Annotated in this window: 19 protein-coding genes; 11 read left to right on the top strand and 8 right to left on the bottom strand. The window is 65.1% G+C overall.

Annotated elements, in window-relative coordinates; genetic code table 11:
- Window positions 1–52: 52 nt before the first annotated feature.
- The 8 genes from QUE25_RS08945 to QUE25_RS08910 all read left to right on the top strand — a co-directional run bounded on the left by QUE25_RS08945 (window position 53) and on the right by QUE25_RS08910 (window position 11,808).
- Entirely contained in the window at window positions 53–1,693 is a 1,641-nt protein-coding gene (locus QUE25_RS08945) for a hypothetical protein (protein ID WP_286264170.1), read from the top strand.
- The gene (locus QUE25_RS08940) at window positions 1,684–2,496 is read left to right on the top strand and encodes a hypothetical protein (RefSeq protein WP_286264168.1); all 813 of its coding nucleotides are present in this window, start codon (window positions 1,684–1,686) and stop codon (window positions 2,494–2,496) included. Before QUE25_RS08945 ends, QUE25_RS08940 begins: the two co-directional genes overlap by 10 nt.
- Entirely contained in the window at window positions 2,493–6,962 is a 4,470-nt protein-coding gene (locus QUE25_RS08935; protein WP_286264165.1) for a hypothetical protein, read from the top strand. The genes QUE25_RS08940 and QUE25_RS08935 overlap by 4 nt, the downstream gene beginning before the upstream one ends.
- A complete protein-coding gene (locus QUE25_RS08930) occupies window positions 6,959–8,017 on the top strand; it encodes a Wadjet anti-phage system protein JetD domain-containing protein (RefSeq protein WP_286264163.1) in 1,059 nt (352 codons plus the stop codon). The genes QUE25_RS08935 and QUE25_RS08930 overlap by 4 nt, the downstream gene beginning before the upstream one ends.
- A gap of 488 nt (window positions 8,018–8,505) precedes the next feature.
- On the top strand, window positions 8,506–9,390 hold the full coding sequence (locus QUE25_RS08925; RefSeq protein ID WP_425332702.1) for an IS5 family transposase: 885 nt from the start codon (window positions 8,506–8,508) through the stop codon (window positions 9,388–9,390).
- A 121-nt stretch (window positions 9,391–9,511) separates the two neighbouring features.
- Window positions 9,512–10,102, top strand: coding sequence for a type IV toxin-antitoxin system AbiEi family antitoxin domain-containing protein (locus tag QUE25_RS08920; protein WP_286264162.1), 591 nt, complete (start codon window positions 9,512–9,514; stop codon window positions 10,100–10,102).
- A complete protein-coding gene (locus QUE25_RS08915) occupies window positions 10,099–11,001 on the top strand; it encodes a nucleotidyl transferase AbiEii/AbiGii toxin family protein (protein ID WP_286264159.1) in 903 nt (300 codons plus the stop codon). Before QUE25_RS08920 ends, QUE25_RS08915 begins: the two co-directional genes overlap by 4 nt.
- A gap of 48 nt (window positions 11,002–11,049) precedes the next feature.
- A complete protein-coding gene (locus tag QUE25_RS08910; RefSeq protein ID WP_286264157.1) occupies window positions 11,050–11,808 on the top strand; it encodes a recombinase family protein in 759 nt (252 codons plus the stop codon).
- A 316-nt stretch (window positions 11,809–12,124) separates the two neighbouring features.
- Here QUE25_RS08910 and QUE25_RS08905 read toward each other — a convergent pair whose 3' ends face one another.
- Window positions 12,125–12,265 carry a hypothetical protein gene (locus tag QUE25_RS08905; protein ID WP_286264155.1) on the bottom strand — a complete coding sequence of 47 codons (141 nt, stop codon included), beginning with the start codon at window positions 12,263–12,265 and terminating at the stop codon, window positions 12,125–12,127.
- 194 nt (window positions 12,266–12,459) lie between these two features.
- Here QUE25_RS08905 and QUE25_RS08900 point away from each other — a divergent pair, with 194 nt between their 5' ends.
- Window positions 12,460–13,344: an IS5 family transposase gene (locus QUE25_RS08900; RefSeq protein WP_425332701.1), complete on the top strand. Its 885-nt coding sequence runs from the start codon at window positions 12,460–12,462 to the stop codon at window positions 13,342–13,344.
- Window positions 13,345–14,164: 820 nt separating this feature from the next.
- On the opposite strand, the gene QUE25_RS08895 is transcribed toward QUE25_RS08900, so the two are convergent.
- From QUE25_RS08895 to QUE25_RS08880, 4 genes are all read right to left on the bottom strand, one after another.
- Window positions 14,165–14,914 carry a hypothetical protein gene (locus QUE25_RS08895; RefSeq protein WP_286264153.1) on the bottom strand — a complete coding sequence of 250 codons (750 nt, stop codon included), beginning with the start codon at window positions 14,912–14,914 and terminating at the stop codon, window positions 14,165–14,167.
- Window positions 14,915–15,123: 209 nt separating this feature from the next.
- The gene (locus QUE25_RS08890; RefSeq protein ID WP_286264151.1) at window positions 15,124–15,735 is read right to left on the bottom strand and encodes a TetR/AcrR family transcriptional regulator; all 612 of its coding nucleotides are present in this window, start codon (window positions 15,733–15,735) and stop codon (window positions 15,124–15,126) included.
- Between the two features lie 3 nt (window positions 15,736–15,738).
- Window positions 15,739–16,479 carry a CPBP family intramembrane glutamic endopeptidase gene (locus QUE25_RS08885; RefSeq protein ID WP_286264150.1) on the bottom strand — a complete coding sequence of 247 codons (741 nt, stop codon included), beginning with the start codon at window positions 16,477–16,479 and terminating at the stop codon, window positions 15,739–15,741.
- A gap of 188 nt (window positions 16,480–16,667) precedes the next feature.
- Window positions 16,668–17,384 (bottom strand): hypothetical protein, encoded by a 717-nt coding sequence (locus QUE25_RS08880; RefSeq protein WP_286264148.1) that lies wholly within the window; start codon window positions 17,382–17,384, stop codon window positions 16,668–16,670.
- 378 nt (window positions 17,385–17,762) lie between these two features.
- On the opposite strand from QUE25_RS08880, the gene QUE25_RS08875 reads away from it, so the two are divergent.
- A complete protein-coding gene (locus QUE25_RS08875) occupies window positions 17,763–19,895 on the top strand; it encodes a recombinase family protein (protein ID WP_286264147.1) in 2,133 nt (710 codons plus the stop codon).
- Here QUE25_RS08875 and QUE25_RS08870 read toward each other — a convergent pair.
- Window positions 19,892–20,263, bottom strand: coding sequence for a sulfate permease (locus QUE25_RS08870; protein ID WP_286264145.1), 372 nt, complete (start codon window positions 20,261–20,263; stop codon window positions 19,892–19,894). The genes QUE25_RS08875 and QUE25_RS08870 overlap by 4 nt on opposite strands.
- Window positions 20,264–20,459: 196 nt before the next feature.
- Here QUE25_RS08870 and QUE25_RS08865 point away from each other — a divergent pair, with 196 nt between their 5' ends.
- Complete coding sequence (locus QUE25_RS08865; protein WP_286264143.1) at window positions 20,460–21,491, top strand: DNA-processing protein DprA; 1,032 nt, start codon at window positions 20,460–20,462, stop codon at window positions 21,489–21,491.
- Here the strand turns inward: QUE25_RS08865 and QUE25_RS08860 are convergent.
- A complete protein-coding gene (locus QUE25_RS08860; protein WP_286264142.1) occupies window positions 21,449–22,000 on the bottom strand; it encodes an ImmA/IrrE family metallo-endopeptidase in 552 nt (183 codons plus the stop codon). The genes QUE25_RS08865 and QUE25_RS08860 overlap by 43 nt on opposite strands.
- On the bottom strand, window positions 21,997–22,467 hold the full coding sequence (locus QUE25_RS08855; RefSeq protein WP_286264140.1) for a helix-turn-helix domain-containing protein: 471 nt from the start codon (window positions 22,465–22,467) through the stop codon (window positions 21,997–21,999). Before QUE25_RS08855 ends, QUE25_RS08860 begins: the two co-directional genes overlap by 4 nt.
- Between the last annotated feature and the right edge of the window lie 245 nt (window positions 22,468–22,712).

Here is a 22,712-nt window from a genome sequence, read left to right as displayed (position 1 = left end):
TGTCGTCGTGACGTCCTAGTGTTTGCCATACGTGAGCTGGGAGGTAGATGCAATGACCGCGCCGGAGAGCCAGGAACGTCTTGGCGCGTCTCGGGACGTCCCGCCTGGACTTGCGGTACCAGCCGTTTCGGATGCATCGTTCCCCGCCCGAGTTGCTGCGCTTCTTCGGTCCCGACCTCTCTCGGAGGCGGCATTCAACGCGGATCGGCAGGACTGGCCCGGGCAGGTGTATGACATTCCATCGTTCGCGCTAGCCGCGATCGACACGATCATCGCCAACCAGGGATTCGAAGAGGAAGCCACCTACGAACAGGTAACGACTGCATTGACGGCTCTCGCCAGTCGAGCCGCCCCCGCCCGTCCGACATCAGAACATCGCAAGGTCGCTGCCTATACCGTCGACAGTCTGCTCAATCGGTCGAACCGGGAGGCGGAGTTTGCGTACCGAATCAGTGACTACGCCACGGACGCAGGCGGCCATCGGCAACGGGAGGTGCGGTTCCGACTGCTCCTGGAGCGCGAGGACTCAGCCAGAGGCGAGATCGTGCTCAACGCAACGCGTGATGCCATCATCGCGTTGATTGGGGGTCTTGAGTTCGATGTTGAGGATGAGCAGGTCGCCAATGAGATCCTGCTAGAACGACAGCTCGCCCGCGGTGCCTTCGACGCGGCCGAGCGGGCTGCGGTACGAGCCCGGCTGCTGTCGGTTCGTTTGGCTGACGACTTGGACCGGCTGATTCGCGAGACACGCCGGGACGTTCGGACAGTCCTTGGTGAGTGGGCCACGACTGTGCCGCAGCGGTTGGACGAGTCTCGCGACCACATCGAGTCACGGTTGGATTCGGAGCATCGGCTCCGCGCGAAGGTGTCGGAGTCCCTAGAGGCCGGGGATTCCGAAGTTGCGGAGTCCGCCGCACGGATTGCAAGCATTCTCGGCGAGTGCCAGCGCCGTCATGAGGCACTGCATCGCCGCGTCATCGGCGCGCGTGAGGTGTTCCTCGACGAGCAGAACCGACAGGTGTTCCGGCCTCCACCGCTGGGATATCTGCCCGACCTGCCCAGCGAGGTACTCCATCCCCTGCTCGTAACGGGCTCGGACGACGCCTTGACCGTCACGTTCCAGTGGATCACGGATGTATCCGGCCCGGTCGCGCCCAGGCTGCCGCGCCTACATCGTGTCGTCACCGATCTGCTCACCATTCGCGACAGTGAGGAACCCGACGCGGATCTCGACGACGAGGAAGATCTCGACCCGCCTGAGCTACCACTCATCAGCCCGTACGCGGTCGCCGCGGCTGCACGAGCTGTCCAGACGGTGGATCTTCCCGCTCGCCTGTCGACCGCCATAGTTGAGTGTTTCAACCAGGGTGCTGCCGACGACGGCACCAACCCATTCACAGTCGCTGAAGTCGTGACCCTAGCTGCGCTGTGGTGCTATGCCCCCGAAGACATCGAGCCGGGAGAAGCAGCACGCCAAGACCTAGCGTCGGCGGTGCTCGGTGCACGCGCGGCCGTGGACAGCGACGGCGTCGTGCTGGAGTTGCCAGGCTGGACCGGTGATGACTTGATCCTCGCCCCGTTCGCGGACGCGCTGGAAATGGCCGACCCGCCGCCGACTCGTGCTCTGCCTGAGCATCTGCGCCACTTCGCTGAAGGTTCACCACCAAGGGCTGGAGGTGCGGGATGGCACTGACCGCCGACGATCACGTCGATATCGGAACTCTCATCGGCTTCGCGGTTCAGCCGACGGCCCGCCCCGGCAACAAGCCGGAGTACCGGCGGGTTCTTAGCCGGTACCGCAGCGAAGTCGAGTTCAAGGATGCGACTGACGCCGTGCTGCATGGACTGGGCACCGACGTCTTGTCGGACTCTGCCCACGGACTTATCATCGGCGTCCTCCCAGACTCGCCGTTCGCGTTCAAGTACAGCGACCTGCCGTTCACCGGCAAACGGGAGCACCGGCTCATTGCTGGGCTCGTGCTCGCCGCTGTCGCCGCGTTCGCGTTCCCTACCCCGGCCGAACTCGACGACGACCGGGTTCGTCGCGTGAATGACCTTGAGTTCGAGCAGTGGCTACGCGAGACGTGTGAGCAGTTTCGGCAGCACGACGCGTTGGGAGAGCCGATCCCGGACGACGGGCTCGACGAAGCGTGGCGTTACTACGTTGTCATGCCTCCGACAATGCGTGGCGATCGAGGACGCGGCAGCGGGCGCCTGACAAACGGTTGTACCTTGTACTGGGTACGAGCTTGTCTCGGTTGGCTCACCGAGCAAGGAATGGCACGTGAGGACAGCGCGAGCAGCACCGCCAACTCGGTAACGTGGACGTTGACCGAACGGTTCCGGACACACGTGCGTGACATGGCCGCCAACACCGCTTACGAGACACTCGCTGATCAATCTCGTTCCGTGTCCCGCACCTTGGTGTACGACGCGGCGATCAGCGACCCGGTTCGCGAGGACTCCAACACCTCCGCTCAGGAGCAGTCCGCATGACGTTTCATCTCGCCCAGTTCCGACTCAAGTCCGTTGGGGAACGTTCCGCACGGTTCAGTGACCTGACCCTGGACATGACTGCCCCAGACGGTGACGGGCTGTCGTCTCCGTCGGATTCGGTGATCTGGCTACGCAACGGCGGCGGGAAATCCTCCCTACTGTCGTTGTTCTACGCCGTGCTGCTGCCGCGCGTGTACGACTTCATGGGGCGAGAAGCCAAGCGCGCACTCACGGACTACGTCGACTCCGGAGACACGTCGCACACAGTGACCGTGTGGCAGCCGGTGAACAGCGACCGCGACGTGGCCGGCGTGGGCGGCGCGCTGGTTGTCGGGGCAGTCTACGAATGGGTGGACTTGCGCCGACCCGTCGACAGTGACAACGCTCGTGACCGGTTCAACGCCTCCTACTACGCGTTCTACTGCGTGCCTGGAGTGTTGGACGCCGACACCATTCCGTTCATGGACTCCGACGGACAGCCCCTTCGTCGGGCTGCGTTCCTCGCTGAGCTGCGGGCGATCGCTGACCGCGCCCGTGGTGAGGCCGAGTTGGCGATCACCGAGCGGCAGTTCGAGTGGGCTGCAACCTTGAACGCGCGGGGTATCGACCCGGACTTGTTCCGTACTCAGAAGACGATGAACCACGTCGAAGGTGGCGTGGAGGACCTGTTCAGGTTCGCGTCCGCACGGGAGTTCGTGAACTTCCTGCTCGACCTCACCGTCGCCCCGGACGAAGCCGGAGCCGTCGCCGAAAGGGTGTCCGCAATCGCGACGCTGGTCGCGTCGAAACCGACCAAGCAAACAGAGCAGGACTTCTGTCTAGCTGCCGCCGACGTCCTTGCCACCATCCATGATCGGGCGGTCGATGTCGGCAACGCTGAGGAGGAGTTCGACACTGCCTCCGCCTACGCCATGGGCTTGGCCGGACAGTTCGAAGCCACCTTGCGGGCGCTCGACGCCGAGATGGGTGTGCTGGATACCCGGTTGACCACATGGACTGATGAACGTGAAACGAATGCCACCGACCGGTCCGTGGCCAACGACACCGTCTTCCTCTACACGCTACGAGCGGCACACCTGCGGATCGAAGAAGCGACGCGGCTCGTCAAGACCGCCGAACAGACCTCGCACGATACCTCGCTACGCGCGCAGGCATGGGCTGCGACCGCACCGCTTGCGGAACTGGCCTCCTTGCGGGAGTCCTTGGCACAGGCGCAGCAGCTCGCCGCCGCCGAAAACGAAGACATCGCGCCGTTGCGCCGTACACACGACGACCACGCAGCAACGCTGCTGACCCGCCTGGCCGCGGTCGCCGGCACCGAACGCGACACAGCCAACCGAGAACGAGACTCCGCCAAGGCCCTGGCTGGTGACGCGCAGCTACTCCGTAAGCATGAGAAGGAACAGCGGAACCTTGGACGAGAGGCGGACCAGCGCGCAACGTTGGCCCGTTCAAAGCTCGAGACGCTGGACGGCGACATCAAACGGGCGGTGACCGACGGTTTCCTACCCGCCGGAGTGTCCCCGGCAGTACACCAGACAACGTTGCAGACCGAAGCAGCCGCCGTCGACACGGAGTTGGCGCAGGTCCGTGGCCGTCGTGCCGCGCGACCAGCACGCCGTACGGAGCTGACCGGCGAAACCCACACCATCAGCACCGACATCGTCCGCGTGGATGGCGAACGTGGCCGGGTGATGGCCGCGATAGACGCTTTCGCTGAGCGTGCCGACAGGCTCGCCAGCGACTCCCGGCTTCGAGAACTAGCCGAGGCGACCGACGAATCACCGTTGGACCCCTGGAGTGAGGGAGACCAGCTCACCCATGCGTTGCACGCGAACATCGAACGTGCCGATGCCGACCTCATCCGAGGCCGGGCAGATCACTTCGCTGACGAGGACCTGGTCCACGAACAGGAAACGACCGGGGTCCTGCCGTCCAGCAGTGACGCCATCGCCGTCGCGACGCTGCTTGCAAACTCCGGCATTCCCGCCGAGACCGGTTGGCACCACCTGCGATCGAACTACCCGCCTGACCAATGCCGCGCGCTGCTGGACTCCCCAGACCTCGCGCGGCTCGGTTGCGGCGTGGTCGTCGCGACCGATCACCTCGACGCGGCCCGAACTGCCCTGCTCGCGGCGGACAAGCACACCCGTTCTCTGGTCGGCCTTTACACCGCTTCGACCGCCGCCCAATTGGCCAGCACCGTCCCTCACCCTAACGAGGACGTCGCCTCCTGGACCGGCCTGCATCCAGGCATGGTCAACGAGACCATCGCGGACGAGACAATCGTTCGCGTCAAGGACGAACTACGCGCGTACGCCAAGCTCGCCGCCGACCTGGAATCGCAACGCAATACCGACCGGTCGCTACTCGACGTGCTCACCCGGTTCCTCTCCGACTGCCCCGACGGCCACCTCACCCAGCTGCGAAGCGAAGTGACCAGCCACGACGCGACACTGGATGAGCTTGCCACCCGCAAGACCACTGCGGAGGAGCAGCTGTTTCAACTTGAGAAGGACGAAGTTGCTGACAGCACAGGCGAGCAGGAACTCACAGCACGACACAGCACGATAGAACGAGCCTTCGACCGGATCGCCGACCTCGCTGCCCGTACCGAGCAAGCCTCGGGATGGCGCGAGCATCTGGCAACCGCGGAGCAGGACGCCGTCACCGCCTACGGCAACGCCGAGCAAGCCAACCTGGCCGCGCAGTCCAAGGACGGTGAGGTGGCGGACGCAAGGGGCCGCGCGCAAGCCGCTGACCAGCGGGCGGACTCGCTGAGCACCGAAGCGGCACGGATCCAGTACCTCGACGCCGGCTACACCGCCTCGAACAACCCGGACCTTGGCCAGTCGGTGACTCTGGACATCCTGCGGCAACGGCAGCGTGAAGCGCAGCGCGCCTACGAGGTGCGTACCGCGTCATCGGTGTACGCCGACCGAGTGCGCACGCTGTCCGAACGAGTCAGCGACATCCAGCAGCAGGTGGACCGGCTAGACGCAGCGGTCTGCATCCGTGCCGAGGACCTGCTCGCGAGCCCGGAAGGTCAAGACACGCAACGTCGCGCAGACGCGATCAACGCCGCCCAGCAGGCAGTGACTGCTGCAGCCAAGGCTCAGGGCGAAGCGCACGCCACACTGACATCCGCACAACAGCGGTACACCGAGGCCCGGGAACGACGCCGTGATGTGCCCCGCCGCAACGAGGTGCCGCAAGAGCCGACAACAGTCGCCGAAGCTGACGCCCTTCTCGCCGACTGGGAACAGCGCAACGCTGCCGCCCAGGCGCGCCGCATTGAGATTGACCAGGCGATTGACGGGCTTAGTACCTCGAAGCAGACGTGCGAGAACCGGCGCCAAGTGTTCACCGTGCTGCGAAGCAACCTCAACCTGCCAGAAGGGACCGAGCCCCCACAGCACGCCTCGCCCTACCCGCACTCTGCCGACCAAGCGCAGGCGGACCGAGACGAAGCCGCGGCGCGGATTCACGAGGCCAACGCCCGTTGGGCTGAAGCGCGAGACAAGCTCAAGGACGCCGTCGGTCGAGCCCGCACGACTGGCTCCCAGTATCCGACGGTCACCGTCACCGCGAAGGACCGTCTTCTTCACGACCACGAGGACATCCTTGCCCGCAGCGCCGCCGCGCTCGCGGAGAACCTGCGGCTGCGGGCGACCACGATCAGCGATGAACTCGCAGGAATCGTTCGGGATCAGGACATCGTGGCGACCAGTCTGGTCAATCTCGTCAAAACGACGTTCGACACGCTTCACAAGGCCGAGCGATACTCGCTGCTGCCCTCCAGCTTGGGAGCGTGGGCGGGACAGAAAATGCTGCGGATCACCTTCACCGTCCCGCCCAGCGACGCAGACATGCGCACCTACGTCAACCGAGTCATCGACCGCCGCATCAACGAAGGCGTCAAACCCGAAGGGATGCCGCTACTCAAAGACGCAGTCCACGAGGTGGTCGGGCCACGCGGATTCATCGTCAAGGTCCTCAAGCCCTCCGAGGACACGACGGGCACCCGAGAGGACATCACCCGCCTCTCAAAATGGTCCGGAGGAGAGAAGCTGACCGTGTGCGTCGCCCTGTACTGCACCATCGCCGCCCTACGCGCAGCGAACTCCGGCCGTAAGGATCGCGCCGGAGGTGTCCTCGTACTGGACAACCCCATCGGCCGCGCCTCGCACGGGTCGCTGGTGAAACTGCAACGCGCAGTGGCCGCCCACCACAAGGTTCAGCTCATCTACACCACCGGCGTCAAAGACCCCGACGCGGTGTCACGCTTCCCCAACGTCGTACGCCTCGACAACCGCACCGGTCGAGGTAGCCGCAGCCGCCACTACATCGTGCAGGCGCAAGCCGATACCGACCCGAACACCGGTCACGTCGACGGCATTCGCGTCGCGCATACCGACAGCGCGGCGCACGTGCATGTCGTGAGCAGCGCCGAAGGACCGGAATGAGTCACGGACGAACCGACCTGACAGAGCAGCTATCGGCGTTCATCGGCTCCTACCCTCGCATGCGCGTGCCTCTGGCCGCACTGCGTGAACACGCCATCCAGAACGATCCGGCTTTCGTCTCCGATCCCTCGGCGCGTCAGCGCCTGCACAGCAGCCTCACCGAACTACAAGACCGGCTCGAAATCTCCTGGCCAAAGGGCCGGACGGGGCTGGACACGCGTGCGCTACCCGAGTTGCCGCGCTGGGTTGCAAGGGTGGCCGCAGAACGAACCCCGGACCGCGCACCGATACGCCCGCGCGTATGGCCGTCCGTGCTCGAACCGGCTGCACGGGTAGCTACGCGGCCTGACGAGCAGGACCTACTCACGGCCATCGCCTCGTGGATGGCCGCAAACCCGACGCCTGTAGTAGTTCCCATGCAAGAACGCTCCCTGGAGATCACAGGCGACGAGAAGCGGTTCGACAAGCTGCGCAGCACACGACTGTTCACCACCGGCGCCCTCACTCTCGACCTTCTCGCGTGCGCCCCGGCTCTGCTCCCGTTCGCGTCAACTCATGTCGACGGCGCCGGACCCACCCAACTGCTGGTCGCCGAGAACAGCGCCACTTACCAGTCGTTGACCCAGGCGCTGTTCACGCTGCCGACGTCTACCCGGCCCGACACGCATGTGGTGTGGGGCGCCGGCCGCCAGTTCCCCATCTCAGCCGAGCACGTGCTCCTGCTTGACCCCGCTCCAGCAAGCTTTCTGTACTTCGGAGACCTCGACGTGGCCGGACTCCAGATCGCCTGTGACGCCGACGCGACGATCCACCGGGTCACCGGCGGCCACTTGATACCCGCAACGAGCTTGTACCGAGCGGCGCTGGAGTATGGGGTTCCGCGCCCGGATCCGTCGAACAAGGCCACCCCCGCCCACCACGCACAGCTCCTTGCTTGGGTATCGGCGGAACTTCAAGACGGAGTCGAGAAACTCCTGAGGACTCGTACTCGCATCCCTCAGGAATCGGTCGGCCTGACATTGTTACTTCGGTGTCCAGAGCTTCTCAGGTGTTGAGCAATGGTTCCTAATGCTACGCGCCGCGCTTCGACGGACGTTGAACCGCTGACAGGTTGGGGGAACTCGGGCTGCTGTGCTGTCGCGTGGACGCTGTCTACCCCGCGAGAGCCTGTTAGGTCGATCCAGCCACGCGGGGGTGCGCCAGCCGACAAGATGGTCCACAGGCGTCTTTGCTGGCAGGACGGAGGAAGGCTGCGGAGATCAGTCGTTTGAGGCTGTCGGGGTTCCAGTGCTTCGGCACTCGGCAGAGGCTCCGAGGCCATTGAGGCTAGTGCGGATCGCCGACCGGTCCTGTATGAGGGCCCGTGCTGTGTCCGTCACACACGGGCGTGCACGATGAGGCCTGCAACGGGAGCCGTCTAGGTCGTGTTTCGAAAGTGGTGTCCGACGAGGGTGTGGCGGCTGGCGTGTCGGTCCTGACGGTGGGAGGGCTCCCGGGGTAGACGGATTGGTATCTAGTCACTCCTACTTCCCCGGGAGTCCTCGTGCCAATCGTAGATGTTGCCCGCCGTCATGACCTCACCGATGCTCAGTGGGCGCTCCTCCAGAGCGTGCTGCCAACTCCCCCAGCACGGGGACGGCCACGCAAATGGCCGTTACGGCAGCTGATCGATGGGATACGTCACCGAGCGAGAGTGGGATGCCCATGGCGCGATGTCCCCGACCGGTACGGACCCTGGGGACGGATCTACATGTTGTTCGCCACCTGGCAGATCCGCGGGGTGTGGGAACACATCGAGGACACGCTGCGAGCCGTTGCACAGGCTCGTGGCAAGGTGAAATGGCAGGTCTCGGTGGACTCCACCAGCTGTCGTGGGCACGTTCACGCCGCTGGTGCTCGACGTGACTCGGTCGAACGGGTTCCCGGAGAACCCGCCGATCACGGGTTCGGTCGTTCCCGGGGCGGCTGGTCCACCAAGACACATCTGGCCGTGGACCAAGACCGTGGCCTGCTGGCCTTCCACATCACCGGCGGCCAAGCCGGCGACAGTCCGGAGTTCACCACCGTGCTGGAAGCGATCAAGGTCGCCAACCCGGTCGGGGCACCGCGCCGGCGTCCCGATCGCGTGTTGGCCGACAAGGCGTACTCCTCACGGGCCAACCGGGCTTGGCTACGTGATCATCGGATCAAAGCCACCATCCCGACCCCGGCCGACCAGGCCCGCAACCGCCGACGCCGTGGCCGCCGGGGCGGTCGCCCGCCAGCGTTCAACCCAACCACCTACAAGGACCGCCACGCGGTCGAATGTGGCATCAACAAGCTCAAACACCAACGAGCCTTCGCCACCCGCTACGACAAACTCGCTGTCCGCTACACCGCCACCCTCCACATCGGAGTAATCAACGACTGGCTCAAACGACTTACGTAACACGACCTAGCAAGATTACAGTTCGAAGGCTCGGAGCTGACCGTGAGACGACCTGCTGGCCTTCACCGAGTCGCGTGAGCGCTCGAACTGACACGGTTCGTCATCAGATACACTTATATGTATGCGTTCTGTCTCGGAGGAGGAGGTGGCGGCGATTTCGACGTTGAGGCCGGGCACGGCCGAGCGGGCCGGTCTGTCTCGCAGCGGCCTGTACCGTGCGGCGCGTGAGGGGCGGCTGGAGCGGGTCGCGCGCGGCATCTATTTGCCGACGGATGCTCCGGCTGCGGATTGGGACTGGATCGAGGCTGCGACCCGTCGTCCGGATGCGACGATCTGCTTGGTGTCGGCGCTCGCTCATCATGATCTGACGGATGCGATCCCCGCCGCGCTGGATGTTGCGATCCCGCGTGGGTCGCGCACGCCGGCGAGCACTGGTGCGATCGCGTGGCATCAGTTCGATCGGGCCACGTTTGACATCGGCCGGGAGGAGATCTCGATTCCAGGTGCGGATCAGTCGATCGGGATCTATTCGCCCGAGCGGTCGATCGTGGATGCGTTTCGGCTGCGTGGTGAGGTGGGGTATGAGTTGGCACGGGAGGCGTTGAAGGAGTGGCTGCGCCGCGGCGGGAAACCTGCCCGGCTGATGGAGATCGCCTCTCGGCTTCCTCGGGCGAAGTCTCCCGTCCTCCAGGCATTGGAAGCTCTGGCATGAACATCGGCGATGAGGTGTTCCGCCGCATCCAGTCCGCAGCACGCTCCGCCGCCGCGAAGACTGGGACGGGTGCACCGACGCAGGAGTATCTGATCCGGCACACGCTGGAGTCGTTCCTGGATCGTCTCACTCGGACCGCCCATGCCGAGGACTTCGTGCTCAAGGGCGGGATCTTGCTGGCCGCCTACGACGTGCGGCGCCCGACCAAGGACGCCGATGCGAACGCCGTCGGAGCAGACGTCACCGTCGATCACCTCATCGCGGTCGTTCACGACATCGCTGCCGTCGAGACCGATGACGGGGCGGTGTTCGATCTCGACTCGATCAGCGTGCAGGAGATCCGCGAGCAAGCCGACTACCCGGGATTCCGGGTTCGGGTGGGCGTGTCGATCGGGCCGTGGAAGGGCGTCGCCGCGTGGGATGTGTCCACCGGCGATCCGATTGTGCCCGCTCCCCGTCGGGTGCGCATCGACCGTGTCCTGGGTGACCCGATCGTGCTGCTCGGCTATGCGCCGGAGACCACGATCGCCGAGAAGGGTGTGACGATCCTGGAGCGGGGGATCACCAGTACTCGGTGGCGCGACTACGTCGACATCGTCCAACTCGCCCGACAGGGTATCAATGCTGACGAGTTGCTCCGCTCGGCGCGGGCCGTGGCCCGTCACCGCGGCGTCACCCTCGAACCCGTCGCACCCCACGTGGTCGGCTATGGGCAGATCGGCCAGGCCAAGTGGGCGGCGTGGCGTCGCAAGGAACGACTGGAGGCGGTCTGCGAAGCAGACCTCGACAAACAGCTCGCGCTGGTGGCCTCCTACCTGGATCCCGTGTTCAGCCGCAGAGACACTCCACCGCCGCCCCACACGCAGCGCGCGTCTGCGCCCCGAAGCGTTGGGGCATGACTGCTACAACCACAGAGAGCCCGTTGTCTCCGCTTCGGGCTGTGTCCTATGTCCGCGTCTCCACCCTCGATCAAGCCCGACGGGGCTCTGAGCCGGAAGGTCTATCGATACCCGCGCAGCGGGAAGCGAACCGTCGACGAGCGCTGGAGATGGGCACGCTCGGTCGCCGAGTTCGTCGAACGGGGCCGCTCCGGCGGATCGCTGGAGCGACCCAAGTTGCAGCGGATGCTCGAGTACATTCAGGACCGACCGGTGGACTTCGTGATCGTGCACAAGATCGACCGCCTCGCCCGGAATCGCGCCGATGATGCGGCGATCACGAAGACGATCCGGGGAGCGGGTGCGTACCTGGTCTCTACCACTGAGGCGATCAGCACGACACCGAGCGGGAGGCTGCTGCCTGGGATCATGGCATCCATCGGGGAGTTCTACTCCCAGAACCTCGCCACCGAGGTGATGAAGGGGATGCGACAGAAGGCCATTCAGGGAGGCACGCCGGAGCGGGCGCCGCTCGGCTATCTCAACCAGCGTCGCTTCAACGACCGACGTGACGTCCGCACCGTGACTGTCGACACTGAGCGAGCTGAGCACGTCATCTGGGCGTTCGACGAGTATGCCACCGGCGAGTGGAGCGTCACCCGGCTGGCCGCTGAACTGGAAGACCGCGGGCTGAGGATCAGGCCGGGACCGACCACGCCAGCCCGGTCGTTGACCGTGACTGGGCTGCACCGTCTGCTGCGCGACCCCTACTACAAGGGCGTCGTGGTGTTCAACGCGTCGAGCATCCTGGAGGACATAAGCCACTGATCGACCCGGTGACCTGGGCGACCGTGCAGGACATCCTCACCGCACGGCGCAACGGAGAACGCTCCCGTGTCCACGACCACTAGCTCAAAGGCACGGTCTTCTGCTTCGAATGCGGCAGGCGGCTGATCGTCCAGAACACCCGCGCCGGTCAGCGCAACCCCACAGGCCGAAGCGGTGACCACTGCGAAACGGCCACGTCTACGAGTACTTCGTCTGCCACCGGCGCCGCGACTCCACCTGCCCCCAACGCAAAGCCCTGCCGATCACCAACGTCGAGCGACTGGTCGAAGACCTCTGCGGTTCGATCGAACTGAACTCAGACCAGCGTGACCGCGCCGAACAGATCGTGCTGGCCACCCCGCATCGGCAGCAGGCGGTCAACAACGAGCGACTCGAAGAGATCGCCGAGAAGACCAAAACGATCGAGGCAAACCACACCAAGCTCCTCGACGCCCACTACGCCGACGCCATCCCCGCGACCTCTTCCTCACCAGCCAACGGCGCCTCAAGACCGACCTGTCGGAGCTAGGTCGTGTTTCGAAAGTGGTGTCCGACGAGGGTGTGGCGGCTGGCGTGTCGGTCCTGACGGTGGGAGGGCTCCCGGGGTAGACGGATTGGTATCTAGTCACTCCTACTTCCCCGGGAGTCCTCGTGCCAATCGTAGATGTTGCCCGCCGTCATGACCTCACCGATGCTCAGTGGGCGCTCCTCCAGAGCGTGCTGCCAACTCCCCCAGCACGGGGACGGCCACGCAAATGGCCGTTACGGCAGCTGATCGATGGGATACGTCACCGAGCGAGAGTGGGATGCCCATGGCGCGATGTCCCCGACCGGTACGGACCCTGGGGACGGATCTACATGTTGTTCGCCACCTGGCAGATCCGCGGGGTGTGGGAACACATCGAGGACACGCTGCGAGCCGTTGCACAGGCTCGTGGCAAGGTGAAATGGCAGGTCTCGGTGGACTCCACCAGCTGTCGTGGGCACGTTCACGCCGCTGGTGCTCGACGTGACTCGGTCGAACGGGTTCCCGGAGAATCCGCCGATCACGGGTTCGGTCGTTCCCGGGGCGGCTGGTCCACCAAGACACATCTGGCCGTGGACCAAGACCGTGGCCTGCTGGCCTTCCACATCACCGGCGGCCAAGCCGGCGACAGTCCGGAGTTCACCACCGTGCTGGAAGCGATCAAGGTCGCCAACCCGGTCGGGGCACCGCGCCGGCGTCCCGATCGCGTGTTGGCCGACAAGGCGTACTCCTCACGGGCCAACCGGGCTTGGCTACGTGATCATCGGATCAAAGCCACCATCCCGACCCCGGCCGACCAGGCCCGCAACCGCCGACGCCGTGGCCGCCGGGGCGGTCGCCCGCCAGCGTTCAACCCAACCACCTACAAGGACCGCCACGCGGTCGAATGTGGCATCAACAAGCTCAAACACCAACGAGCCTTCGCCACCCGCTACGACAAACTCGCTGTCCGCTACACCGCCACCCTCCACATCGGAGTAATCAACGACTGGCTCAAACGACTTACGTAACACGACCTAGCCCGCGAGAAGGCGAAGCTGGAGTCCGACAGCGCCGACGTCGAACAACGCATCCGCGACGCCCTCGACCTGCTACAAGACGCACACACCGCCTACACGAACGCATCCACGACAGTACGAAAGCAGCTCAACCGGGCCATCTTCACCGGGATCTTCCTCAGCCCAGACCAGATCCGCGCCGAACTCAACGAACCCTTCGCAAGCATCACCGACCAAGGCAGGCTCGGAGACGACTGAGGCCGCCCTCTCGGACGGCCCCGCAAGCGTCGGCTGCAATTCTGATAAGAGCAACTGGGTGGACTCCATCGACCACTATGGGAACACGCGACAGCGGGTCGAGCAGCTGATTTCCACGTGGAATCAGGGGTCTGGTGGCGCCGCTGAGTTCATTGGTGAGCCGGATGACCCGCTCATCGACACGTCGGCAGAGCCAAGGAGACGCACTCGAACACCGCTGACGGGGGAGGAAGTGGACGCTATGCGAACAGCCCGCGCCAACGGTGTCAGCGTGAACATCTTGGCAAAGCAGTTCGGCGTTCACCGGGGCACGGTGTGGGCGAAGACGCGGCAACCCTGAAGCTCATTGGGACGCGGTCCAGTGGCGGTGACGCGAGGGTGCGATCCCAATCACGCCGAAGGTCCGGAGGCGAAGTCGGCATCGTGTCAGCTGACCTGGTGGGCGGTAGCGACGACAGGTTGGCCGACTCGTACCCCGTTCCTCCGGTCGGAGGTCGCCTCGAAGACGGCGGACCGCATCGGGTCTTTGCGTGGGTCACCGGGCTACCACAAGCGGGCCGAGCACCAATTCAACCTACTGCAATGGACTCCCGGAGGCCGACAGTCCGTGGGCTTGGGAAGGCTCAAGCCCCCCTGCGGCCAGCGCGCGGAGACGCGCGGCCGCGATCACGCACATGACGCACCAGGGCAGAAGCGACAGGACCGACATCACGAGCCCAATCAACCCAAAGGTCGATGGGACGAGCATCAACACCCCGGATGCGAGCGCCCACCATCCGAGGGCGCGCCCAAGTGCCTTGGTGCGTAGCAGGGCAATGGCGACGAGTAGCAGGGCGATGCCGTTCAAGACGTAGTACGTCAGGAATGCGGTCCCACGCCACGACGCCAACAGCACCTCCCCGGCTGCCACAAGTGCTGGCTGATCGGCGGGAGTGGCACTTGCGTGCTGTTGTGAGAGCAGCAGCATGTCGACGGCCGGGTTTGAGGAGAGGTAGGCCGCCATCCCGAGGACCATGAGCAACCCGGCGATCGCGGCGGTCGACCTCGCCCGATCCCAGAGCACGACTATCAGTGCGAGATAGACCAAGGCCACGAGCACGTTGTTCACGCTGAGCAGCAGGTCCAGGCTGAGCATGCCGAGTAGCGGGTTCTCATCCATGAGGACGAAGAAGCCATCCACCGACGCCGGCGGCGGGTGCAAGGCGAAAACGGCGATCTGTACAACGATGAAGACGACCGAGCCGGCAGCAGCACCGGCACCGGTGAGCAAAACGCCGCGCCAATGTTCTGCACCCGTTCCCGCTGCGGTAGTCCGATCATCCACGGGTGTCGTTCTCCCTCAGGCAACGCCACCCTGCCTGACGCTGATTTGTCACTGAAGGGGACACACAGCAAGCCTACTGCGAAGCCCGCTCCAGGGTCGGGAACTCCGAGCTCGTCGCCCGAGTGGGCAGTCCTCGCCAGGCACGCCAAGCAGGCCCGCAGCGATCGCCGCAAGGTGTGGGTGCAGGGGCCATGGGCATCCCGCCGGAGTCACGGCGACGCAGGTTCATCGTGCTCGCCGGCCTGGCTCCCATGCAGCAGGGCGTCGACGATCAATCGGCACTGGTCTCGAACTGCTTCCTCGGCCACCGGATCATACGTTAGCTGACTTGCCATTCCCTGCATGAAGGCGAGCACCGCCCAGGCCGTGGCATCCGGGTCGATGGACGCGGGAACCTCGGCCTCTGCTTGGGCGCGGCGTACTAGCGACGCGAATGCGGCTCGAAGTTCCTGATCTGATGCCGCGACCGCCATCCCGATCTCCGCGTCGAACGGAGCCCGTTCGACGAAGGCCGCGCCCTGCAACTCGGCCGCTCGGCGGGGTGCGTCCAGGGGCAGAACTGTCACCATGAGCGCTACGAACCAGTCGCGCAAAGTAGGACGCCCGGGTTCGCCGAGAGCAGGCAGGGAAGCCGTCTCGCGCAGCCGCCCGAACATGGCACGGAGCAGTTGTTCCTTGCTGGGGAATGCTTTCTGCACCGCACCAAGCGACATGCCCGCTTCCGCAGCCAAGGAGCGGAAGGTGACCGCCGAAAGCCCGTCACGTGCCACCAGGCGCAAGGCAGCATCAGCGAACTCCGCCTGACGCGGGCTGAGGTCCACGGCTCAGGCCTGCCCGAACTGAGTATCGTTGGGCAGCCGACGCCAGAGGTAGACGGCGTAGCCGACCAGCACAGCCGTCATGGCCGCTACTGCGACCAGCGTCACACGACTCAGCGAGTCGCCGATGCTAAACGCTACAGCGTCGTACAAGATGTGCCACACGATGCCGATCCACAGGCTTCCCGTCACCTCCACGAGTTCGGCGAGGACGAACCCAACCAGGCACGCGAACGCGAACTGCAGCCCAACAAAGGTCGGTTCACCACCAGCGAAGAGGTTCGTCAGGTGCAAGGTGCCAAACACCATAGACGCCCCGACGACCGCCCGCCTCCGACCGAGACTCCGCAACGACGCGAGCAGCAATCCTCGGAACCAGATCTCCTCGCTGAAGCTCACTGCGATGGCGAGCACCACGTAGGCGAGTGCTTGGCTGGCCGCCACGGCGATAGGCGCGGAGGCAACGAGGATCACCGGCAGGGCCGCCAAGGGAATCGCCCACAGCGCGTCCGCCATCGCTCGCGGGCGGCGAAACCCATACCCGGCGAGGGTCGGCCGGGTTCGCCACATGATCACCAACCCGATCAGTGCCGACGCCCCGACAAAGGCGGCCTGAGCATAGGTGGCTGTGGGTTCGTCGAGTCCTCGAGCCTGGCTGAAGCCGGTCCCAAACGCGGTCAGGACGACACCTCCCAGGCCGACGACGATCGCACAGAACCACGGCAGCCGCACCTCCCAGGTCGCCATGGGACGGACGTGAGGGGATACCTCAATCTGTGCAAGTTCGGTCTGCATGACTCCCTTTCGGAATACGCTTGTATCTAGAATACGACTGTATCCACAGTTGTCAAGCGGATGCCAGGCGGCGCCTCGGTAGCGCGCAGGTATCTGGGGCCACTGACGCCACGGGGAACACGCAGACTATGCGAGCAGTCCTACGACTGGTCGTTGCCCATGCGATGTTCGAGAGCTTCATACAGACTCTTGGTGTGTTGGCGGAGCCTCTCGAACTTCGGTTGGCTCGGGTCGTACTCCTTGCGGCTGTGGTCTTGCACAAGGACAGCGAGTGTCCAGATCACTCGGATCATCGCGTCGTCGTCGGCCAGTACCGACTTGATGCAGTCGATTCGCGGGTGGGGCACATCGATGCGGCGCTCTCTGACCTCGGTGACGCGTCGCTCGACGACCTGCACCTTGACGGCTCCGTCGCGGTGGGCTCGGCGGTCTTCATACGCGGCTTTGCGGCAGGCCGGGGAGCAGTAGATACGCGGTCTACCCGTCGGCTTGACCTCTCGGAGCTTGCTACCGCAGCGAGCGCACTTGGTGGGCAGTTCCACGGTCCGTCCGATCCGGGTCGTGCGGTCGAGACGCCGTTGCCTGGCCTTGTGTAGTTCACGGATGCGGGCCGTTTCGTGGGGGCGAAGCTCGCTGAGGAGGACGATCAGGCGTTGCTCCATCGCCCTCTGTCGAGGCCTTCCGAGCTCGTCGCTCTCGACGGCGAAGAACCTGTCGAGCACTCGGCTGTTCAGTGTGGGGATCGCCGCGGTGGCTTCGACGAGTTCGGCTTCGTCGCCGGATTCGAGCGCGGCGAGCCAGCGCTGGTAGCGGGCGTCGAACTCCGCCTTGTCGGGGTCGTAGCGTTTGCGGGCCATGTTCTACGGTACGTCGGTTTCGTCACCGACGTAAGTGGCTGATCCTTGATCTGCAAGAGGCGTGTCGCCTCTGTGAGGAACGATCTTGGAACAGAGTTCGTACATCGTGCGTGCGGGCGTGCACCTGTTCGTCATGGCTGGTGAGGCGAGGAGTCTGAGGCTGCGGGTGACGCGGCGGGATGAGGCTGACCTGGGCAAGCTCATCGAGTGGGTGCTCGGCATCGCCGAGGCGCGGCACCGGGCCTGGGTCGCTGGCGAACCCGATCCCTACGGGCTCCAGCTGCCCAACGAGTTCGCCGAGGCACCTCCAGCCCTTCGGACTGTCAGGGGTGCGCGAGAGAATCGAGAGCAAGTATCGCTCCCGCAAGGAGGCCCACCATGAGCACCACGATCACTACTGGCGTCATCGTTGAGACAGACGCTCCTGTACTGCTCGCGGCGTCCTACCTCCGTGTCTCCACCCGCGAGCAGGCCGAACGCGGCGGCACCGACGAGGGCTTCTCCATCCCCGCGCAGCGTGAGGCGAACGCGAGGAAGGCCGACGAACTGGGTGCGAAGGTCGTGCGCGAGTTCATCGACGCCGGAGAGTCGGCCAGGTCGGCGGATCGCGACGGGCTCAAGGACATGCTCTCGTTCATCACCGCCACCAGGGTGACGTTCTGCATCGTGCACAAGCTCGACCGGCTCGCTCGCAACCGTTCCGATGACGTGAAGATTCACGAGGCTCTGCTCGCCGCTGGGGTGACGCTCGTGTCGGCTACCGAGTCCATCGACCAAACGCCCTCCGGGATGCTCGTCCACGGGATCATGTCGTCCATCGCAGAGTTCTACTCCCGCAACCTCGCCACCGAAGTCACCAAAGGGTTGACGCAGAAGCTCGTGCAGGGCGGCACGCCGATGCGCGCCCCGGTCGGCTACCTCAACGTCCGCCGCACCGACGCCCAGGGCCGTGAGATTCGCACCGTCGAGATCGATCCCGAACGTGCGCCGCTGATCCGGTGGGCGTTCGAGACCTACGCCAAGGGCGAGACCTCGGTCACCGGGCTGCTGCGCGACCTCACCGCGCGAGGCCTGACCACCGTGCCATCGCCGAAGCGCCCGCCGAAGCCGCTCGGGAAGAACACCCTCTACAAGCTGTTCACGAACCCGTACTACGCCGGAGTGGTCCGCTACAAGGGAGCCCTGCACCCCGGCGCGCACGAGCCACTGATCGAACCCGCGCTGTTCGACCAGGTGCAATCGCTGCTGAAGGCCCGCAACGCCAAGATGACACGGCACGTCACGCACGCCCACCACCTGAAAGGCCTGCTGCACTGCGGCTCCTGTGGGTCGCGGATGCTGCTGGACTTCGCCACCAACCCGCGCGGCACGACCTACGCCTACTTCATCTGTTCCGGCCGCGCAGCGAAGAAGACCACCTGCACCCGACGCGCCGTGCCCGTCCACGTTGCTGAGCAGCTGGTGGAGGACTCATACCGCGACATCACGATCAGCGAGGCCGACTACCGACACCTCGCCGCCGAAGTCGACGCCGCGTTCGATGAGCAGAGCGCTGGGCGGGATCAGGAGTTTGCTGACCTCACCGCCAACCGCGCCAGACTCGAAGCCGAGAGCGACAAGGCCCTGGCGGCGCACTTCGCCGACGCCATCGACCTGCCAACGTTGAAGCGGCACCAAGACCGCATCCGCGCGGGCCTCGCCGACATCGAGCAACGCCTCGCCCTGCACGACGAACACCACTCCGGGGCACGGGCGTTCCTCCACGACTCGCTACGACTGCTCACCGACGCGCACCGCGCCTACGCGCACTCCGACGGCGGGAACCGAAGGCTCGCGAACCAGGCGTTCTACACGCGCCTGGAGATCACCGACGACGGGCAACTACGCCCACGCCTCGCCGAGCCGTTCGCCACCATCGTCACCGAGGCGATGAGCGCCGCGGCAGGCAAGGAAGCCAAACGGGAACACTCGCCATCTTCCGATGTCGCGTGTTCCCGTAAGACACTTTGGGTGGACCTCCGTAGAGAGTTTGAGAACCCCTGCCCACACCTGAAAACCTTGTCTTTGCGCAGGTCACGGGGCTTCTACGACCACGACCAGCGCTCCTCTGAGCCTACCGTTTCCGACTCAAGGGGGCGAGTGGTGCGATCACTTGGGATGGTTCAAACCCTCCTTCGCACGGAGCAGGTCGACGATCTGGTGGCGCAGTACCGCGAGGGCGCAACGCTCGTGGAGCTGGCATCCGTGTTCGGCGTGAACCGCCGCACGGTCGCCACTCACCTCACCCGGCGGGAGGTGACAATCCGCCGCGGGCGGTTCGACCCTTCCCGCATCCACGAAGCGGCCGACCTCTACCTCAGCGGGTTGACGCTGGTAGAGGTCGGGGCGAAGGTTGGCGCGGGGCCTCAGGCTGTCCGACGAGCGCTCGCTTCGCACGGCGTCGTGATCCGGCCTGGCGGGCGCTGTGGTTCTCGCATCACGGCATCCACTGCCGTGGGCGGTTGGGCCTAAACACGAAGGGCTGGCTCATGCAGGCTCGCCTCGACGCGCGAGTCATGGCGCTGGTGACGACGGACCGCAGCCTCGTGCAGGCGCGCACGGATGAGCAGAGCGACGCTCACGGGTCCCATGATGATGAACTTGAGCGCGTTCCAGCATGCCCACAGCACGATGAGGTGCAGCCAGCCCGGGCCGCCGTCGGCTGCCGAGCCAGAGCAGATGCTGGCGATCAGGATGTACGGAAGCGCGACCAGCATCGCGGGTATCCCCCACTTGAGTCCGCGACGTGTGCGGATGGCAGCGAGCAGTCGGTTGCTCGGCATGTAGCGGAGCAGGTAGTCGCGGGTGCGAACGCTGAGCGTCCAGATAAGGCGGAACATGTCGGGCCTCTCGTCACACGTGTTACTCCGTCGAGGAGGCAGAACGTGTGTGAGTGCCCGAAGGCCGTCCCGGAGGACCCGCAATATGAGGAGAACCTGCCTCACCATCCACTGTACGCCGGGGGCGGCGTTCATGGAACCCTCGCCGTCGCGTCGCCGCGCGCACCTCTCTGTGTAGGAGTGAGAGGACCCGACGATGACGAACCTGAGCCAGGTAGTCCAGGACGAGCGCACGGCGCGCATGGTGCTGTCGATGCTCGTTGAACCGGACGATGCCGTGACCGGTCGCCTCCTGGGTGAGCTCGGTGCGCTTGAGTTGCTCCGACTCGCCGAGGGTGATGAGGTGGTGCCGGGCCTCAGCCCCGTTGACGCTCAGGTGTGGCGTGCCCAGTTCGAGCGCTCAGATGCTCGGACACTTGAACAGAACCTCGTCGGAGCCGAGCGCGCCGGTATCGGCACGCTAATTCCCGGCGACGAAGAATGGCCTTCCGCGCTCGACGATCTTGGCGACCGACGGCCGTACGTCCTCTGGACTCGTGGCACGGCATCGTTCCTCGCGCGACCGCTCAACGATCTCGTCACGATCACCGGCGCGAGGGCTTCGACCTCTTACGGCGAGCATGTGGCCGGGCAGCTTGCCTCCGACCTCGCCAGCGCTGAGCGGATCATCGTGGCCGGCGGTGCGTACGGCATCGAAGGTGCTGCCCATCGAGCGGCCCTGGCATCCGGTGGCGACACGATCGCGGTCATGGCGAACGGCGTTGACCGCATGTACCCGATGGGTCACCGTGAACTGCTTGAGCGGGTGGCCGACCTCGGCCTCGTGCTCAGCGAGGTTCCACCTGGCGCAGTGCCGACGCGCCACCGCTTCATTGCTCGGGCGCGGGTTATGGCTGCACTCTCCGCAGCGACCCTCGTGGTTGAGGCCGGCGCTCGCTCTGGATCAATGACCGTCGCCCGGCGCGCGCACGAACTCGGGCGCGCCGTCGGAGCTGTACCAGGACCCGTGACCAGCGCCACGAGTGCTGGGCCACACCACCTCCTTCAGGATGGCCTCGCGAGGCTGGTCACCGACACCGGCGATATCGAGTCGTTGGTCGCGCACAAGAACCGTCCTGATCCTGGTCAAGCGATCGGTCGCCGAGATTCACAGCGGCAACCAACCGCGGACCGTTCTCGACCCGCCTATCGGGACACAGCCTGCTTGGCGACACCGGTGGTGTTGTAACGGAAGCGCGCCATCTCGACCGTCACGTCGTACTGGCTGGCAATTTGGTCAACGGGCGTTCGTCGACGCGCTGCACTGAGAAGCAGTGGGCGCGGGAGAAGAAGTGTGCCCCCGAAGGCCGTGGCCTCCTCCTCTTCCTCTGGTTTGCAGGTCCGGAAGGGCATCCCGTTGAGTTCACGAATTTCAGCAAGGTCGTGTTTCAGCATGATGTGCGCCAGTTCGTGCGCAATATCGCTGTTCTGCCGACCCGGAGTCCGGAGCGGGCTAACGACAACGATCCGGCGATCCTCGATCTCGAAGGTCGCGGCGGAGAAGGCGAACGCTTGCAGTCGCTCCAGCTCTTCAAGCTCGCTGATGTCCACCAAGTCTGCGGCATCAACGATCGACACATTCAGGTGTTTGGCGAGATCGCGCGGATCAAGGCGATCGTGCGAGGCGAGTCCAAGTTCCTTCCGAACCCGCGCGGCCTCGCGTTCGGCCTCTGCCTTGAACCCGCGACGTAGCGTCACAGCTCCCCAGCCGAAACGCGCGCGGCCAACTTGCTGTGCATCTCACCCAAGAGTGAGTTGAGCCGTTCGGGCACCCCGGGCCGGAGCATCGAAGCGGCGCGGAGGTGGCAAGCAACCACCTGGCGCTGCACCGGCGCCTTGGCCAGGACGTCGTACATGCTGCGCAGCATTTCCGCGATCTTGGATGCAGCATCCGGTTCAAGGCGCGGATCGGAAGCAAGATGCGCGATCGCCTCATCGATTGGCGCCACCTCGCGCAACGCCGTCGACATGAAGAACTGCCCGGGCGACACGCCGAGCCACGCGCACAGAAGGGTGAACGAGGTCAGGTCCGGCTGAGCGCCTGCCTCGATGCGAGTGAAGGTGCTAAAGCTGACGCCAGCCTCGGCAGCCGCTTGACGAAGCGACAGCTTCCCGCGACGTTCGCGAAGCATCGCACCTAATTGTGTGAGGTCGAGCCGCTCCATGCCCGGGGCGGTGTCGGAGGTCCCTGTCATGCTGGACTCGCCGTGCTAGCCGCCACTGTCCGTCTCCGTTCCATGAGGGCAAGCCTAGCGCGTCGTTGACTCGTTGCTGATACGACACGGCGTGTCTCAACACGCCTGATGCCGCTTTGCTGATACAGTCGTGACGTGCTCCAACCTGGAGACACGCCATCGAGCGCGAACTACAGAGGAGGTGAGGAACATGGCAGGCAAGCGAGGACGCAGCG

The organism is Brooklawnia propionicigenes, from assembly GCF_030297015.1.
Taxonomy (GTDB): Bacteria; Actinomycetota; Actinomycetes; order Propionibacteriales; family Propionibacteriaceae; genus Brooklawnia; species Brooklawnia propionicigenes.
The sequence above is the reverse complement of the archived record's forward strand: the minus strand, read 5'-3'. Positions and strand labels throughout refer to the sequence as shown.

Coding starts and splice junctions, on each gene's coding strand:
- QUE25_RS08880 (WP_286264148.1), bottom strand. CDS start 17,384: ATGGCCCGCAAACGCTACGACCCCGACAAGGCGGAGTTCGACGCCCGC.
- QUE25_RS08865 (WP_286264143.1), top strand. CDS start 20,460: ATGACGAACCTGAGCCAGGTAGTCCAGGACGAGCGCACGGCGCGCATG.
- QUE25_RS08945 (WP_286264170.1), top strand. CDS start 53: ATGACCGCGCCGGAGAGCCAGGAACGTCTTGGCGCGTCTCGGGACGTC.
- QUE25_RS08940 (WP_286264168.1), top strand. CDS start 1,684: ATGGCACTGACCGCCGACGATCACGTCGATATCGGAACTCTCATCGGC.
- QUE25_RS08935 (WP_286264165.1), top strand. CDS start 2,493: ATGACGTTTCATCTCGCCCAGTTCCGACTCAAGTCCGTTGGGGAACGT.
- QUE25_RS08930 (WP_286264163.1), top strand. CDS start 6,959: ATGAGTCACGGACGAACCGACCTGACAGAGCAGCTATCGGCGTTCATC.
- QUE25_RS08920 (WP_286264162.1), top strand. CDS start 9,512: ATGCGTTCTGTCTCGGAGGAGGAGGTGGCGGCGATTTCGACGTTGAGG.
- QUE25_RS08855 (WP_286264140.1), bottom strand. CDS start 22,467: ATGGAGCGGCTCGACCTCACACAATTAGGTGCGATGCTTCGCGAACGT.
- QUE25_RS08910 (WP_286264157.1), top strand. CDS start 11,050: ATGTCCGCGTCTCCACCCTCGATCAAGCCCGACGGGGCTCTGAGCCGG.
- QUE25_RS08885 (WP_286264150.1), bottom strand. CDS start 16,479: ATGGCGACCTGGGAGGTGCGGCTGCCGTGGTTCTGTGCGATCGTCGTC.
- QUE25_RS08870 (WP_286264145.1), bottom strand. CDS start 20,263: ATGTTCCGCCTTATCTGGACGCTCAGCGTTCGCACCCGCGACTACCTG.
- QUE25_RS08915 (WP_286264159.1), top strand. CDS start 10,099: ATGAACATCGGCGATGAGGTGTTCCGCCGCATCCAGTCCGCAGCACGC.
- QUE25_RS08875 (WP_286264147.1), top strand. CDS start 17,763: ATGAGCACCACGATCACTACTGGCGTCATCGTTGAGACAGACGCTCCT.